This is a genomic window from Streptomyces arenae (assembly GCF_022343545.1).
GTDB lineage: Bacteria > Actinomycetota > Actinomycetes > Streptomycetales > Streptomycetaceae > Streptomyces > Streptomyces humi.
Window position 1 is genome coordinate 23,207 of the sequence record NZ_JAKQYH010000088.1, and the last position, 16,260, is coordinate 39,466.

A 16,260-nucleotide genomic window follows, 5' to 3' on the forward strand; every position below is an offset into this window, starting at 1 on the left:
TGCGGAGCGGGCCTGTCGGCACGGCGTGTTACTTCACGCGAATCTCGGCGAGTTGGAGACGGTATCGGGTGGACTCGTCCGAGGCGGGTGTTCCCAGTCTGGTGGACTGGAGGCGGAGATAGCGGCCGGTGGCGGCGGTAAGGGTGTAGGTCTGGGCGGCTCCCTTCGGGTTGGGCTGGCCGGTGACGGTGCGGACGGTGGTGTACGTGCTGCTGTTATCGGCCCGGGTCTGCAATGTGAAGTCGACGGGGAAGCCTGCGGTATCGCCGCCGGCTGAGGCGGTGTCCGTGCGGGGCATGAGGGTGACAGAGCTGATGGCTCGGTCGGCGCCGAGGTCGACCTCGATCCACACGGGCGTCCCGCTGACGTCGGAGGAGGGGAAGTCGATGCTGGTGAAGCCCTTGGCGCCGGTCACGCTGGTGATGGTGCCGTCCAGCACACGGGTCTTGCCCCAGTCGGCGTTCTCCAGCGTGTAGTCGGCGGTGACGGTGGTCGAGGCCGTGGGGACGGTGAGTTCGGCGAGTTGGAGCCGGTACTTGGTGGACTCGTCCGTAGCTGGGGCACCGAGCTTGGTCGCTTGCAGGCGTACGTAGCGGGCGGTCGTTGTCTTGAAGCCGTACGTCTGCACCAATCCGCCGGGGTTGGGTTCGGCGGTGACAGCGCGGACGGTGGTGTACGAGGAGCCGCCGTCGGTCCGGACCTGGACGCTGAAGTCGACAGGGAAGCCCGCTGTGCCGCCGCCGGCCGCTGGAGTGTCGGTGCGCGGGAAGAGGCGTATGGCGTCAAGGTCGGTGTCGGCACCGAGGTCGATCTCGACCCAGACGGGGTTGGCGCTTACGTCGGCGGAGGGGAAGTCGTTGCTGGTGTAGCCCTTGGCGCCGGTCACACTGGTGAGCTTGCCGTCGGTGAGTCGGCTCTTGCCCCAGTCGCTGTTCTCCAGGCTGTTGTTGCTGGAGACCGGCCCGCTCAGGGCGACGTTGTCCAAGCGTCCAGCGCCGCTCACCGCGAAGGTCCAACTGCCCGGTTGCAGGGTGAAGTAGACGTAGGAGGAGTCCTTGCTCGCGTAGCTGAGGCCGGAGACGCTGCCGGTGGAGGAGCCACCTGTGAAGACGGTGGTGCCGTTGGCCTTGATGAGGGGGGAGGCGCCGCGGTACGTCGGGACACCCATCCGCGCGGTCGTTCCGCTCGGGGAAGTGAGCGTTAGGGTGACCTGGTCGCCGTCCCGTGTGATGCCGAAGCGGATGTCGCCCTTGACCGTGGGCGTAACTGTGTTGACCTTCGTCAGGGTTCCAGTCTGCGGGATGACGTCATACGTCTCCCAGCCCGGCTTGGTGGGACGTATCCCTGCGGCGTACGCGGACAGCGCGTACAGGGGACCGCCATTCCAGGCGTGGTTGTCGGTGCCGGCCGCCTTGTCCCACACCTCCCACAAGGTGTAGCAGGCGGGGTCGGCGACCTGGGCGGCGTAGCGGTTGCGCATCCGCTCCTCGGCGACGGTGGCCGCGCCCATTAGGTACAGCGCCTCCAGGACGTAGAACTCCATGTAGGGGCTGGCGTTGAGGTGGTTGCGCAGTACCTCGGTGATCGCGCGGTAGTGGGAGGCGGTGGCGAGGCCCGCGACGACGGCCAGGGCGTTGGCGCGGTCGTCGCTGTCGCCGTTGTAGCCGGGGGAGCGGTACTCGTTCTTCGAGGGGTTCCACAGAACGCGGTCGAAGTTGGTCTTGATGCTGTCGCGCTTGGCCTGCCAGGCAGCGACGTCGCCGCTGTTGCCGCTGAGGCCGGCGAGGGTGATGGCGGTGCCGAGGGCCAGGTAGTACCAGCAGTTGTCCAGGACGCGGGCGTCGATGTTGCTGCCCCAGTCCTCCCAGTCCCAGTCGCCGGCGCGGTGGTTGACCAGACCGTCCGAGTCCAGGCTCCACAGGTTCAGGTAGGTCTTGACTGCCGGGTAGGCGCCGGTGACCGCGTCAGTGTTGCCCGTGTAGAGGTGGTATGTGCCGAAGGACCACACCGAGGCGAGCATCTGGACGGGCAGCTCGGACGTCCAGATCGTCGAGGGGACCGGGGAGTAGAGCGCACCGCTGGACTTCTGCCAGGCGGCGAGCTGGGAGATGGCCTTGGCTCCGAGGGCGTGCGAGCGGGAGTCGAAGGTGTAGAAACCTTCCTTGAGCTGGTTGACCACATCGCCCCACCATTGCGAGCGCTCGCGGGTCGGGCAGTCCATGTAGTTGTCGCGCATGTTGACGTACATGGTGCGCGCGGCCTTGCCCCACAGCGTGTCCAGGAAGGCGTCGCTGCTGCTGAAGGAGCCGGCGAAGTCGGTGTCGTAGCCGCTTTCCCGGTATTTCAGGTCGAGGATGGTCACGCCCGCGGGGACCGTGTAGCGCACGGCAGTGCCGCTCATCCACGCCAGAGCCTCGAATTCCTGCACTCCTCCCGTGCAGACGTATGTGGCGCGCATGTTGTACTGCGTCCCGGGCTGGATGCCGGTCAGGCCCGCGCCGTCGTCGTAGTGGTCGGTCTGGACACCGATCACCGCACCCGCCGGGGCGTCCACCTTCAGATACGGGGTGACCTGGAGGTTGGACGGCAGCGTGGCCGAGATCGCGGTGGAGCCCTGCCCACTGGACGGCAGCGAGGACGCGTTGCTGTAGGACTTCAGGCCCGAGTAGCGGAACTGTGGGATTGGCCGCGGCACGAGGCCGTTCCAGGGCGCCGCGCCTGCCGCACCGAGGTCGGTCGGCGCGCTCCAGCCGCTGTCGTCGAACCCGGGTGACTCCCAGCCGGCCATCGCGCTGGCGTTGCGGGCGTCGTGGTACACGTTGGACTCGGGCAGACGGAAGTTGACTTGCGTGCCGCTGGTGTTGTTCGCGTAGCCCGGGTGGACGGTGTGCTTCCAACCGGTGTCGCTGACCAGCCGGGTGGTTGAGCTGGCCTGGATATCGGACTGGAACAGCAGACCGCCTTTGCCGCTGCTGTTGTGCGAGAAGCCCTGCTTGCCGAAGTACCAGACCAGCAGCGCAATCGTATTGCTGCCGCCGGTCAAATAAGGGGCGAGGTCGATCTCGTCGTAGTAGGTGTCGGTGCGGTTCGGGCCCCGCTTGAGTCCGCCTTCGAAGACCACCATCGTGCCGTTGACCCACAGCCAGTACTTCGAGTCGGCGGCGATCTGCGTCACTGCCTTCGAGGGGGCGGAGCTCAGGGTGAACGATCTACGGAAGGCCACCCACTGGTTCGCCGAACTGGTCGGAGTCCAGATCCATTTGGCGCCCCAGGAGACCGCCGCCGCGGACGCCTGGGGCGCGAGGCCGGGCAGGAGCAGGGAGCCCAAGGTGGGCGCTAGGGCCACGCCTATGGCGGAGCGCAGGGCGGAGCGGCGGGAGACGTGCTGCATAGCAAAGTCCTCGCTTCAGTGATACGGAGGCAACGCGTACGGACTGCGCTCCCGGCGTTTGCATGACGTGGAGCACTCGTGTCGATTGAATCGATTCAATTACTCGTTTGCAGACGGGATACTCGGTCTTCTTCGAGCGGGATGTCAACCCATGTGCAACAAGCGCTGGGGAAGGTTCTTCGACACGCGCTCGCAGTCCCTCTCGCTGTAGCGCTGTGTTGACGGCCCTGGTTGGCCGTCCGAATCGAGGTCTTGCCGAGAGGCGACCCACCCGAGAGGGGGAGGAGTGGGGGGTAGAAATCCTTCCCCGTTACGGACGCTGCCGGTGGTGCAAGACTCCCCGCATGGCAGCCGCACGATGCGCGTGCTCGGCGCGCCAGCAATACCCGCTTCCTGCCGTGACTGGGCGCACGGCTGATCTGCCCATGATCTGAAGGCAATAGCTATGTCCGCTGAGCTCTTTGAGTCTCGTCTTCCGCCCTCACCGGTTCCAGCGAGGTCTTTTTGGCGCCCACGCGGCGCGTCTTCATCGCAGCTCCGCGCCTCGCTGATGGACGTGCCGGACGTGCCCTGCCAGCTGAGCGTAGTGAAGGAGGGCTGCAACACCGCGGCCTTGCGGCACGTGCACAATCCTGGTCGGCGGACGCGGGTAGAGCGCCTGTCCTACGCGCGCTGCGCGCCTGGTGGGCGCCGAAATGAGTCGACAATCGGAGGCCTGGCGGGCGGCAACGAATACCACCCGCAATCGGTCGTCGATGACGGGACTAGGCGGGCGCGTCACAAGCGCACCTCGACTGGCGCGGCAACCAGCCCCCGTGTGGCTGCCGGGCCATCTCGGGCCACTGCCGTATCCGTTCCCCGCCGGGTACGGCAGTGGCCCGTCCACTGTTCACGGAGAACACGAGCATGCTGAACATCGCGGATGACCTGCACCGCTGGTATGGCGAATCACGGCCCTTCGCCCTGGCCACAGTCGTCGGCGTCCAGGGCAGCGCGCCTCTTCCGCTTGGCACCTCCCTGGCTGTCGACACCAATGGCAACGCGGTTGGCAGTATTTCCGGAGGCTGTGTCGAGGGCGCCGTTTATGACATGTGCCAACGCCTGCTGGAGGACGGTGGCCCTGCGCAGCGAGCCCGGTTCGGGTATTCCGATGACGACGCTTTCGCAGTCGGTCTGACGTGTGGTGGCGAGCTCGACGTCCTCGTTCGGCGCATCGACCCGGCCGCGCACCCGCACCTCGCCGATGCCTTGGCCGCCGTGGTCAAGGGCCAACCCGCCGCTGTCGCCCAAGTGGTCGACGGACCGGAAGACCTGCTGGGCCGCATGGTGTACGTCGACGACACGGACACGGATCCCGGCGGCCTCCCAGCCGTGCTGAGCCGACAAGTGACCGCACAGGCCCAGGCGCTGCTGCACGCCGGGCGCACGGCCCTGGTGGAGGTGGGAGGGGACGCCGTCGCCTGCCCGGACCGGATCTCCGTGCTGGTCCACGTCCATGCCGCCCCTCCTCGGATGCTCATCTTCGGCGCCATCGACTTCGCTGCAGCCCTCAGCCAGGCCGGCCGCTTCCTCGGCTACCGGGTCACCGTCTGTGATGCCCGGCCCGTCTTCGCCACTCGCGCCCGCTTCCCTCATGCCGACGAAGTCGTCGTCGACTGGCCCCACCGCTATCTGGGGCAGACAACGCTAGACGCCCGGACCGCGGTGTGTGTCCTCACCCACGACCCTAAGTTCGACATCCCCGTGCTGCGCGAGGTACTGGCCCTCCCTGTGGGGTACGTCGGGGCGATGGGCTCACGCCGTACGCACAAACAGCGTATGCAATTGCTGCGTGAGGCAGGTGTTTCTGACGAACAACTGGCACGGTTGCGCTCCCCGATCGGCCTCGACCTCGGCGCTCGCTCGCCCGAGGAGACAGCAGTCTCCGTCGTGGCAGAAATCCTCGCCACCCGCAACCAGACGACAGGTCTTTCCTTGTCCGATCTGACCGGCCCGATCCACGCGGTCCCTGGCCCGATGAAACTGGAGGATCCACACATGTCTCTGCTACAGAGGATGGCCAAGCCATGAAGACGTCGACGTCCACCAAGGCGGAGGCCAGCCTGGTCAAGACGGCCTTCACAGTCAACGGCGAGGAAGTGACCCTGGCCCTGGATCCTCGCGAGTCCCTGCTTGACGTGCTGCGCGAGCGTCTCGTGCTGACCGGCACCAAGAAAGGGTGCGACCAGGGGCAATGCGGCGCGTGCACGGTACACGTCGATGGTCGGCGCGTCGTGTCCTGCCTTACTCCGGCTGTCCAGGTCGCGGGACAGGAAGTTAAGACCATCGAGGGCATCGCGGCCTCCGACGGCACGCTGCACCCGTTGCAGCAAGCGTTCGTCGACTGCGACGCCCTCCAGTGCGGCTACTGCACGCCCGGGCAGGTGATGTCCGGCCTGGCCTGCATCGCCGAGGGCCACGCCGAGACCGACGACGACATCCGTGAGTACATGAGCGGCAACCTGTGCCGGTGCGGCGCCTATGTCGGCATCGTCGCTGCCATTCGCCGGGTAGCCGACGAGAACAAGCAGAGCGAGGTGTAGAGGATGCGCGCATTCGCCTACATGGTGCCCGACAGCGTGGCCGCAGCCGTCGACGCCCTGGCCGTGGCAGAGCCCGGAACCAAGATCCTGGCCGGTGGTACGACTCTGTACGACCTGATGAAGATCGGCATCGAGGCGCCGCCAGCGGTCATCGACGTTCATCGTCTCCCCGAGCTGACCGAGATCAGCACGGGAGAGGACGAGTTGTCGTTTGGTGCCGGAGTAAAAATGGCCGATGTTGCCGACCACCCGGTCGTGCGCCGCGACTATCCGGCCCTGTCGGAATCCCTGTGGCGCGGGGCATCCCAGCAACTGCGCAACATGGCGACGGTCGGCGGAAACCTGCTGCAACGCACACGCTGCGGTTACTTCCGTGGCGGAGAGGACTTCCCCTGCAACAAGCGGAATCCCGGCAGCGGCTGTGCGGCTCTGGAGGGATTCGACCGTGGCCACGCATTGCTGGGCACCAGCGACACCTGTATCGCCACCTACCCGAGCGACATGGCCACAGCCCTGATCGCATTCGACGCCGTCATCGACGTGGCCGGCCCTGCGGGCGAGCGGACGCTGCCGCTGGGTGAACTGCATGTAGAGCCGGGAGACGACCCTCAACGCGAACACACCCTGGCAGCAGATGAGTTGATCCTGCGGATCAGAATTCCTGCCACCCCTGCCGGCCGCGGCTCCGCCTACCTCAAGATCCGTGACCGGGAGTCTTACGCCTTCGCGCTCACTTCGGCCGCCGCCGCTTTGACGCTTGATGCGCAGGGAATCGTCATGGACTGCCGGATCGGGCTGGGAGGGGTCGCGACACGCCCCTGGCGGGCATCGGCGGCAGAACGTTCGCTGATCGGCGAGTACCTCAACGGGCAAACAGCCCGACGCGCGGGCGAAGTGGCCTTCGCCGACGCGCGCCCCCGTGTATACGGCGGGTTCCGAGTCGAGCTGGGCATCCGCACTGTTGCTGACGCACTGCTCACCGCCGGGAAGCGAGCCATCTGATGAAGAACGCAGACATGCGTCGCGTCGACGCTTACGAAAAGGTCACCGGCACCGCAACATACGGCGCCGACCGCGTCCCCCCAGATCTGGCCTACGCGGCGTTCGCCGTGGCCACGATCGGCAAGGGCCGCACCGTGGCCATCGACACCACTGCGGCCGAGGCGGTCCCCGGTGTCCGTCTGGTGCTGACCCGGTTCAGCAGCGACGAACTGCAAGGGCCCGGGTTCCTGATGGCCGGAGGCTATGCCTTCCAGAGCCTGCAGCCGCTACTCAGCGATGCCGTCGCCTACCGCGGACAGCCGATCGCGCTGATCGTCGCCGACACTCCGGTCGCCGCCACCGAGGCGGCGGAACTCGTCCGGGCACAATACGAGACCGAGCCGTTCGCTGTCCGGATCGACGACGAAGGCGTGACGTCGGTCCTGCAGGAAGAGGCCATCGGGCTACCCGACATCAAGGTGGGCGACGCCGAGGCTGCGTATGCGGCGAGCCCGGTACAGATCGACGAGACCTACCTGCACCCCGCTCAGCACCAGGTCCCGCTGGAACTGATCGGCGGAGTCGTTGAATGGCACGGCGACCGGCTCGTCGTGCACGAGAGCACTCAGGCCGCCGGCGCGCTGCGCAACGGGCTGGCCAAGCAGCTGAACATCGACCCGGCCAACATTGAAGTCATCTCCCCCTACATCGGCGGTGGCTTCGGCGCCCGGAACTCCCTGCAACCGCATATCGGGCCGCTGGCGCTTGCCGCACGTCAGCTGATGCGCCCGGTCAAGCTGGTCATTCCGCGCTCGCAGACGTTCCACACCGGGAGCTTCCGGCCGGTCAGCCGCCATCGCGTCCGGCTGGGCGCCGACCCGTCGGGACGGCTCCTGGCGGCCCTGCACGACGTGGAGCAGCAGACCTCCCGGCACGATCTGTACCCCGCCATGTACACGGAGGTGACGTCGAGGCTGTACGGGGTGCCCAACTTCGGAGGACAACAACGCCTGGTGCAGACCGACGTCCAGACGCCTGGATTCATGAGGGCTCCGTACGAAGGCGCGGCCGCGTTCGCGTTCGAGTCGGCCATCGATGCGCTGGCCTACGCCACCGGCCAGGACCCGGTCGCGCTGCGGCTGGCCAACGACACCGCCACGGACCCGGTCACCGGTCTGCCGTTCTCCGCACGTCATCTGGCGGAGTGCCTGAAGAGGGGCGCGGAGCGGTTCGGATGGGAGAAACGTGATCCGCGGCCTGCTTCGATGCGGGCCGACGACGGCTCGTTCGTGGGTCTCGGCGTCGCTGCCGGCTGTTACTCGGCCATGGTGGCACCAGGCACAGCCAAGGTGTCCGCGGCAGCCGACGGACGGGTGACCGTCGGCGTCGACGGCCACGAGATGGGGCAGGGCATCCGCTCAGCCATCGCTCTCCTCGTCGCGCAGGACCTCGACATTCCCGTACATGACGTCGTCGTACAGGTCGGTGACTCCCGCGTCGCCCCGCAGCACCTCACCGCCGGGTCTTGGGGCAGCGCGACCGCGTTGCCGGCCGTGCACAAGGCACTGCGCGAGCTGCGCAAGCAGCTCGGCGCGGCCGACACGGGCACGGTGGATGTGGCGGCAGCCGTTCGAGCCACTGGACACCCGTCGGTGGAGGTGGAGGCGACCAACGTGGGACCGGGGCAGCCCGCCGGGGTGCTTGACGTGGCGCGGTCCGGCCTGATCGCACCTGCCGGGCCGGTCTTCCCGGACTTCACGGCATTCAGCTGGGTCGCTCACTTCGTCGAGGTCCGAGTCGAGGCCACAACACGCCGCATCCGTGTGCCCAGGGTGGTGAGTGTGGCTGACGGCGGCAGGGTCGTCAGCCCGGTCACGGCGGCCAGCCAGCTCCGCGGGGCCGTTGTCTGGGGCATCAGCGGGGCGCTCCGGGAGGCGAACGGAGTCGACCCGCGCTTCGGCGGGTTCCTCAACACCACGCTGGAGGAGTACCCCATTCCGGTCAACGCCGACATTCACCAGATCGACGTCGACTTCATCGACGAGCCCGACCTGCTCTTCAACGACGTCGGTGTGAAGGGCCTCGGCGAGGTCGCGATGGTCGGTGTGTCAGCCGCTGTCGCCAACGCGGTCTTCCACGCCACCGGAAAACGACAGCACCAGCTGCCCATCACACTCGAGCACGTCCTGTAGACCGCCGACATGGCGGGCTCGCTGTGGGTCTACTGTTTGGGTGGTCCGACAGAACTGACCACCCAAGCAGCGTAGGCCTGCTCACGGCGCAGACGAGTCGAAGGGGGAATAGTAAGTGACTGGCGAGCGGTCCTGGCGGTACAGGCGGCCGCGTGAAGTGGCACCGACAGAAACACCCGAGGTGATGGGCCGCGTTGATTCGGTCACCTGAACATCTTCGGAATGCGCAACCGCCCATTCAACACACCGTCATCAACTTGGGCCCGGAGCGGAAAAGCGCCGGTCGGCGTCATCGTCGGCGACTAGGGTCCGTCTTCAAAGATCATCGGATGGTGGATCATGGTGGGGGTGATACGCCGCCATGAACTCACCGATCAGGAGTGGGGTTACTCGCCCCGCTGATACCGCGGGCCGCCACCGGCCGACCGCGTGTGGCGGATCGGCAGATCGTCAACGGGATGGTCTACAAGATCCGGACCGGGATCTCCTGGCGCGACCTGCCGGAACGCTATGGACCGTGGAAGACGGTCTACACCCGCTTCCGGCGCTACGCCCTGACCGGCGTGTTCACCCAGGCCCTCCAGAAGATCCAGGCTTGTTCGGATGCGGCCGGTGACATCGACTGGCTTGTCCAGTTCGACTCCACCATCGTCCGTGCCCATCAGCACGCCGCCGCCACCGGCCGAAAAGGGGGATCCACAGGCCGGACGAACCGGACGATCACGCCCTCGGTCGATCCCGAGGCGGACTGACCACAAAGATCCACCTGGCCTGCGACGGCCGCGGACGTCCCCTCGCGATCCTGCTGACCCCGGGTCAGCGCCACGACGGCATCTGCGCACAGCCTCTCCTCGAGCGCATCCGCGTCCCGCGCACCGGCCTCGGCCGGCCCCGCTGCCGGCCCGACCAGGTCGTGGCCGACAAGGCCTACAGCTCCCGCGGCTTCCGCGCCTACCTCCGCCGACGGGGCATCCCGCACACCATCCCCGAGAAGACCGATCAGCAGCGGCACCGCCACAACCGAGGGCGTCACGGCGGCCGGCCTCCGGCCTTCGACCGGCAGATCTATCGTCGGCGCAACATCGTCGAGCGGTGCTTCAACCGGCTCAAAGGCTTCCGCGGCATCGCCACCAGGTATGACAAGACCGCCACCTCATACGAGGCAGCGGTCAGTCTCGCGTCATTCCTGCTCTGGGCAAGATCCGTTTGAAGACGGACCCTAGGGGTGGAGTTGCCCTCGATCCTGTTCTGCCGAGTGCTATGCGATCACAGCAGATGGTCCCTGGGCGAGAGAGCGCAGGTCGCCTTACGCTTCCCTGCGTAAAGGGAGAGCCACTCCGTCAGGTTCCATGACGCGAAGATCCCTCGACCGCTTCACTTCGGTTGCACCCCGGTCAACGCAGAAGATCGCGTTACGAGCTTTTATGGCGAGTTAAGAACGTGATGCGATGAGCTCCAATCGGACTTCGTCTTTTATATCGCCCAGATAAGACCGGTAGCTCTCGTCACTGTTATAGCAAACAGCTGGTCGAGAGTTGATGCCCCTTGGACGGGATAAGAGGGGAAAGAGCATCAAGGCGCTCTCCTAATACCTCGGCCACTCGGACCCGAGATTCACGCTGCGGACGTCCACGCATCTACTGCCGTCGAGCGAGACCCGCACCCATAATTTGATTCGACGACGCCTTCACGGAAACGGAAGCCGAGGCGATTGACGACGGCGACCCACCCACCGCCCAGGGCGCATCAGTGCCCCCCAGCGAAAGCAATGTGCCCTGGTCGCCTCCCCCCGGCACCAAAAAGGGCGAGACCCGAAGGCGTCGTCCACCCCGCAAGAAACCCCTGGTCAGGGCCACATCAGGCAGCACGGCTGACAATATGATCCACATATATGTGAATCAGTGAACATCTGCGTTCTGCTGGGAGGCGGCACCCCGGCTAAGCTAGTGATATTGGATGGCTTTTGGTGGGCGTGACCTCCGTCCTTGCTCTCTGGACGGGGGAGCAGGAGGCGTGATGACGGCCGAGAAGGCTGGCCCCGCGAGCGATGCCGTGCAACCAGAGCGGCTGCCGTTTGGCTTCCTGACGACCCCAGCCGAAGACGCCTGGGGGGGCGGAGGGCGAGGCGCGGAGACGTTGGCCCTCGTGCTCCGGCAGGCCACGACGTGCCTGGGAGGCCTTGGTGCTCTGGTTCACCAGCGTGACTGTGCCACCGGTCGGTTGCGTCTGGTCGCGACCAGCACGCTTTCCGGGGCAAAAGCAGGGGAGTGGGCTGATCTATCCTGTGAGCAGGACGTGGCGCCGGCGCTTGCTCTGCGGCGTGGTGGTTTCGTCAGCGTTGCCGGGGACAGCTTGGGTACCGGCGCCGTCGGCACGGTGGCGGTACCCGTCCCCGGGCCTGGTGAGCCGGTCGGTGTGTTGTCCGTGCTCACGGCGGGGCCCGCTGAGCCGAACGAGGCGCAGCGGTCACTGTTGAGCGTGTTGGCGGGGTGGGCAGGTGCTCGCTTGGGTGGCAGAACCCGCCCGCCGCCCAGTCAACGACGGATAGTCGGGGCCGAGCGGTCGGTGCGCATGGGCGAGCTGACCGTCGCACTTGCCGAGGCTCTAACGTCTCGTGACGTCTTGGAGGCCGTCGCGACATTCGTCCTGCCTCCCTTCGGCGCCGACGGGCTGGTGTTTCAGTTGCTGGAGGGCGGCCGCCTGCATGTCGTCGGAGCTGCCGGATATCCGCAGGAGTTCCTCGACCTGGTAGAGGGGATCCCGATCGCCGCCCATGCCCCGTTCCACGATGCTGTGCGCAGCCGTACGCCTCGGTTCGTCGGATCGCTGGCGGAGCTTTCGAGGCGCTATCCGACGCTGAGGCGGCTGAATGAGGCGTCACCCAAGGAGGCATGGGCGTTTCTGCCCATGCTGGCCTCCGGACGCGTCATAGGCTTGTGTGTGGTGTCCTTTGGCGAGCCGCGTTCCTTCACCGACGATGAGCGCGCCTTGCTGACGGCTCTGAGCGGTCTGGTCGGTCAGTCGCTGGAACGGGCACGCCTCTACGATGTGGAACACGCCCGAGCCCAGGAGCTGCAGCGTGGTCTGCTCCCCAGGGAGCTCCCCCGTCTGCCTGCTGCCAGTGGTGTGGCCCGATACCTGCCCGCGGGCCGGAGTGAAGAGGTGGGCGGCGACTGGTACGACCTTATTCCGCTGTCTGCAGATCGAGTCGCGATGGTGATCGGCGACGTCATGGGGCACGGCATCACCGAGGCGGCAACGATGGGGCGTCTTCGTACGGCAGTGCGTACCCTTGCCGACCTTGAGATGCCACCCGACGAGTTGTTCAGTCGTCTCAACGACATGGTCTGCGACTTGGGCGAGGACTTCTTCGCCACGTGCCTGTACGCCGTTTTCGACCCTGTCACGCGCATATGCTCGTATTCTTTGGCCGGTCACCCATCGCCGGTCGTCGTCCACCCCGACGGCACCGTCCACAGTCCTGACGTGACTCCCGAGCCACCGCTGGGCGCCGCCAAATTGCCCTTCGAGACTCATCAGCTGCATTTGCCCGACAAAAGCCTGCTCGTCCTGTACACCGACGGACTCGTTGAATCTGCTACCCGGGACGCCGACCAAGGGCTGGTCGAACTGCGTCAGATTCTCTCTGACGCCGCAGCCGACACCGTCTGCATTCGGAATACAGACGAGGACGATGACGTCCGCAGCCTGGAGGAATTGTGCGACACGGTCATGTCGGGCCTGCTGCCCGATCAGGAGCAGACGACAGACGACGCTGGCCTGCTCATCGTCCGTACCAGATGCGCCGCTGCCCAGGACGTCGCCTTGTGCAGTCTCCCGGACGACCCTAGGGCAGCCGGACAGGCCCGGTTGTACGTTCGCGAGCAGCTCACCGCATGGGGGCTCGATGATCTGATTCTCACTACCGAGTTGCTGGTGAGCGAGTTGGTCGGCAACATTGTCCGGCATGCCAAGGGCCCCATCCACCTTCGTCTGCTGCGCAGCCGATCCCTGACGTGTGAGGTCTACGACGGCAGCCTGACCACTCCCCGTATCCGCCACGCCAGTTACACCGACGAAGGCGGCCGAGGGCTGCAGCTTGTTGCTTCTCTTTCTCGGCGCTGGGGCGCCCGATACCTCCGCGATGGCAAATGCATCTGGACGGAGCAGGATCTGCCACCCGCGCAGACCTTGGGGGAGCGTGTGCGCACGCACGGAAATGTTTCCGGGGCACCGCATCCCGTGCCGGGAGAGTGACCTGAGACTCGCCTTGTTCAACACGGATCTGGCGCGCCGTGCCGAAAACCGGCCGAGGTCGCTGGGCTCGTTGCCGCTCAGGCCTTTTTGTGATGTTCTCGTACGGCTTGAGGGTGAGGCCTCGGGTCTGTTTTAACAATCCGGTCAGGCATTCGACCTTGTGTCTGAGTTTGTATTTCGCGCGGTCGAACTTCGGTGGTCGGCCGTCGGTTGAGCCTCGACGGACCAAGGGATGGTTGTCGCGGATCGCTCTGCGCAGGATGTTCGCGAACTGGTTGGTGCCCAGTACCGCCGAGCGGGTTCCGTCCATCGCCTGCCAGTGCGCCATCCAGGCCAGTTCGGCGGCGATCAGGTCGGGCAGATCGGTCAGGTCGATGCGGAGGTCGCCGTTCTCGGTGATCCGGTCCCAGTCGTCGATGCCATCGCCGTTCACCGGCCCCTTCCAAGGCTTGGGCAGCTCCCGCCAGAGCCGCCAGAACGGATCCTCGTCGCCGGCTGCGTGCCGATGACGCTGTTCACCGGCCATCGTCGACCTGCCAGGCGGAGATGTACGACTTCCAGTTCGCCGAGGCGCGCAGGGCCTCGTCCTCGCGGACCCAGCCATAGAGGTCGAGTGTGGTCTGCACGTGTGCGTGACCGAGTCGGCGGGAGACCACCCATTCCGGCGTCCCGGCCAGCAGCAGCGCGGTCGCGTGACTGTGTCGGGACCAGTGCGGCGTCCAGGACGCCGGTCCGATGCCCTTCTTGCGCAGGCGGAAACCTTGTCCCGCGCCGTGCCCTCGCGAAGGGCGGCCAGCAGCGGCGGCCGCTCCAGGTTCACCAGCAACGGCGAGTCGGCATCGATCCAGATCCCCAACTTGGCAGACCTGCAACCGAGTTGGGTGAGGCAGTCGGCGAACAGGCGCTCCAGGTCGCAGCCGACATAGACCCGCCGGGGGCGCATCATCTTCACCCTCGCCCCGTTCGTGTTGTCCTCGCGCGGCACGATCTCGACATAGGGAGTGGAGCCGCGGCCCATCAACGGCTGAGCACAACGGCATCCTCCTGATCTGCGACAAGGGGTTCGCGGGCCGGGACTTCGAAATGCTGCTGGGCGAGTACGGCATCACGATGCTGCACCCTCCCGCAAGGATGAGAAGGCCCGCTACGGCGAGCCAATGCTCAAGAAGGTCCGGCAGCTGATCGAGTCGGTCAACGACACTCTCAAGGGCCAGCTCGACCTGGAAGACCACGGCGGCCGTTCCTTCGAAGGGGTCGGCATCCGCGTCGCCCAGGGCGTCCTCGCGATGGCCGCCGCGATCTGGCACAACAACGCAACCGACGCACCGATCTCCGGTCGCCTACGACTCCCAATGACGTTGTCAAGCTGCCTTTGGGACGGGAGGTGTGAGTTGGTAGCACCGTCCGTCACGCAGCAGGGCCCACAACACGTTCACTCGTCGGCGGGCCAGGGCGAGCACCGCCTGGACGTGCCGTTTACCCTCGGAGCGTTTGCGATCGTAGAAGCGGCGGGACTCCTCGCAGCAGCGGATGCTGATCAGCGCGGAGGTGTAGAAGACCCGTTGCAGTCCGCGGTGGTAGCGGGCTGGGCGGTGCAGGTTGCCGCTGATGCGCCCGGAATCGCGGGGTGCTGGGGCCAGACCGGCGAAGCCTGCGAGGCGGTCGGGGGTGCCGCAGCGGCTCATGTCCCCGCTTGTCGCGGCCAGGAACTCGGCGCCGAGCAGGGGACCGATCCCGGGCAGGCTGGCGATCACCTCGGCCTGGTCGTGGCTGCGAAACCGTCCCTCAATGAGCTTGTCGATCTCGTCGATCTTCTCGTTGAGGGCCATCACCTCCTTCGCCAGGCCGTGCACCATCTGGGCGGCCATCGTCTCGCCGGGCAGTGCGGTGTGCTGGCGTTCGGCGGCCTCCACGGCGGCAACGGCGAGGTCGACCGCGCTGCGGACCTTGCTGTTGCGCAGCCAGGTCTCCAACCGCTTGGCGCCGACGCGGCGCAGGGCGGCTGGGGTCTGGTAGCCGGTCAGCAGGACCACCGGTCCGCGGTTGGTCATGTCGAGGGTGCATTCCAAGGCGGGGAAGATGCCCAGGAGTTGCTCTCGCAGCCGGTTGACGGTGCGGGTGCGGTCGGCGACCAGGTCGGCCCGACGGGCCGTGAGGATCTTCAGCTCCGCGATGGCTTCGGCGTCGGGCCGGACCGGTTCCAGGTCGCGGCGCATCCTGGACTGGTCGGCGATGATCGCCGCATCCCGGGCGTCGGTCTTGCCTTGGCCCCGGTAGCCGGCTGTTGCACGATTGACGGCCAGTCCGGGCAGGTAGAACACAGGCTGGCCGTGGTTGGCCAGGAGTCCCAGCAGCAGGACGGCGCCGCCGTGTGTGACGTCCACGGCCCAGGTTGTCTCGTGACCGAGGTCCAGGACGTCGGCGATCAGGGCGAGCAGCTCGGGTTCGTCGTTGGCCACCCGGCGGGACAGCAGGTGTCTGCCTTCTGCATCGATCACCACGCAGTGGTGATGCGTCTTGCCGATGTCCACCCCGGCCCATATGCGGCCCATCGCCCCTCCGGCGCTCGTGCCTGTCGTGTCCGCAGACGACCTCGCCGGCAGGTCCTTACACAGCGATCTGTTCGCAAATCCCAATCAGCGGCCGAGTCGTCGCGGGGCGCGAGGCGGCCAGTCATAGGAAGCCACGGTCGGCAGACCACTGAAAGCCACACCTCGCGCCCCTCGGATGCCCCAACCCTACGAATGGCTGGACCAAACCGATGACCAAGGAAAGGACCACTGACCGGAGACCGGACTTACTCATCTAGGGCTGCCAGCTCGCGCAGCGGGACGGCGCTGATTGACAGTCAGCGTGC

At 66.5% G+C, this 16,260-nt stretch carries 8 protein-coding genes and 2 pseudogenes; 7 read left to right on the forward strand and 3 right to left on the reverse strand.

What is annotated here, in order from left to right; all coding sequences use genetic code 11:
* Positions 1-28 precede the first annotated feature (28 nt).
* The gene (locus tag MB828_RS40875; protein WP_301652579.1) at positions 29-3,391 is read right to left on the reverse strand and encodes a discoidin domain-containing protein; all 3,363 of its coding nucleotides are present in this window, start codon (positions 3,389-3,391) and stop codon (positions 29-31) included.
* Between the two features lie 906 nt (positions 3,392-4,297).
* On the opposite strand from MB828_RS40875, the gene MB828_RS40880 reads away from it, so the two are divergent.
* From MB828_RS40880 to MB828_RS40910, 6 genes and pseudogenes are all read left to right on the forward strand, one after another.
* Complete coding sequence (locus MB828_RS40880) at positions 4,298-5,461, forward strand: XdhC family protein (protein WP_301652580.1); 1,164 nt, start codon at positions 4,298-4,300, stop codon at positions 5,459-5,461.
* Positions 5,458-5,973, forward strand: coding sequence for a (2Fe-2S)-binding protein (locus MB828_RS40885; RefSeq protein WP_301652581.1), 516 nt, complete (start codon positions 5,458-5,460; stop codon positions 5,971-5,973). Before MB828_RS40880 ends, MB828_RS40885 begins: the two co-directional genes overlap by 4 nt.
* Before the next feature lie 3 nt (positions 5,974-5,976).
* On the forward strand, positions 5,977-6,975 hold the full coding sequence (locus tag MB828_RS40890) for an FAD binding domain-containing protein (RefSeq protein WP_301652582.1): 999 nt from the start codon (positions 5,977-5,979) through the stop codon (positions 6,973-6,975).
* A complete protein-coding gene (locus MB828_RS40895) occupies positions 6,975-9,146 on the forward strand; it encodes a xanthine dehydrogenase family protein molybdopterin-binding subunit (RefSeq protein WP_301652583.1) in 2,172 nt (723 codons plus the stop codon). The genes MB828_RS40890 and MB828_RS40895 overlap by 1 nt, the downstream gene beginning before the upstream one ends.
* Before the next feature lie 351 nt (positions 9,147-9,497).
* Positions 9,498-10,356 (forward strand): annotated as a pseudogene (locus MB828_RS40900) (IS5 family transposase).
* Between the two features lie 1,361 nt (positions 10,357-11,717).
* Positions 11,718-13,403, forward strand: coding sequence for an ATP-binding SpoIIE family protein phosphatase (locus tag MB828_RS40910; protein ID WP_301652584.1), 1,686 nt, complete (start codon positions 11,718-11,720; stop codon positions 13,401-13,403).
* Positions 13,404-13,918: 515 nt separating this feature from the next.
* Here MB828_RS40910 and MB828_RS40915 read toward each other — a convergent pair.
* On the reverse strand, positions 13,919-14,509 hold the full coding sequence (locus MB828_RS40915; RefSeq protein WP_343236244.1) for a tyrosine-type recombinase/integrase: 591 nt from the start codon (positions 14,507-14,509) through the stop codon (positions 13,919-13,921).
* Between MB828_RS40915 and MB828_RS47045 the strand changes: the two are divergent.
* Positions 14,510-14,731: pseudogene (locus MB828_RS47045) on the forward strand (IS982 family transposase); the annotation flags it as partial.
* A 33-nt stretch (positions 14,732-14,764) separates the two neighbouring features.
* Here MB828_RS47045 and MB828_RS40920 read toward each other — a convergent pair.
* Positions 14,765-15,955 carry an IS110 family transposase gene (locus MB828_RS40920; protein WP_301652585.1) on the reverse strand — a complete coding sequence of 397 codons (1,191 nt, stop codon included), beginning with the start codon at positions 15,953-15,955 and terminating at the stop codon, positions 14,765-14,767.
* Between the last annotated feature and the right edge of the window lie 305 nt (positions 15,956-16,260).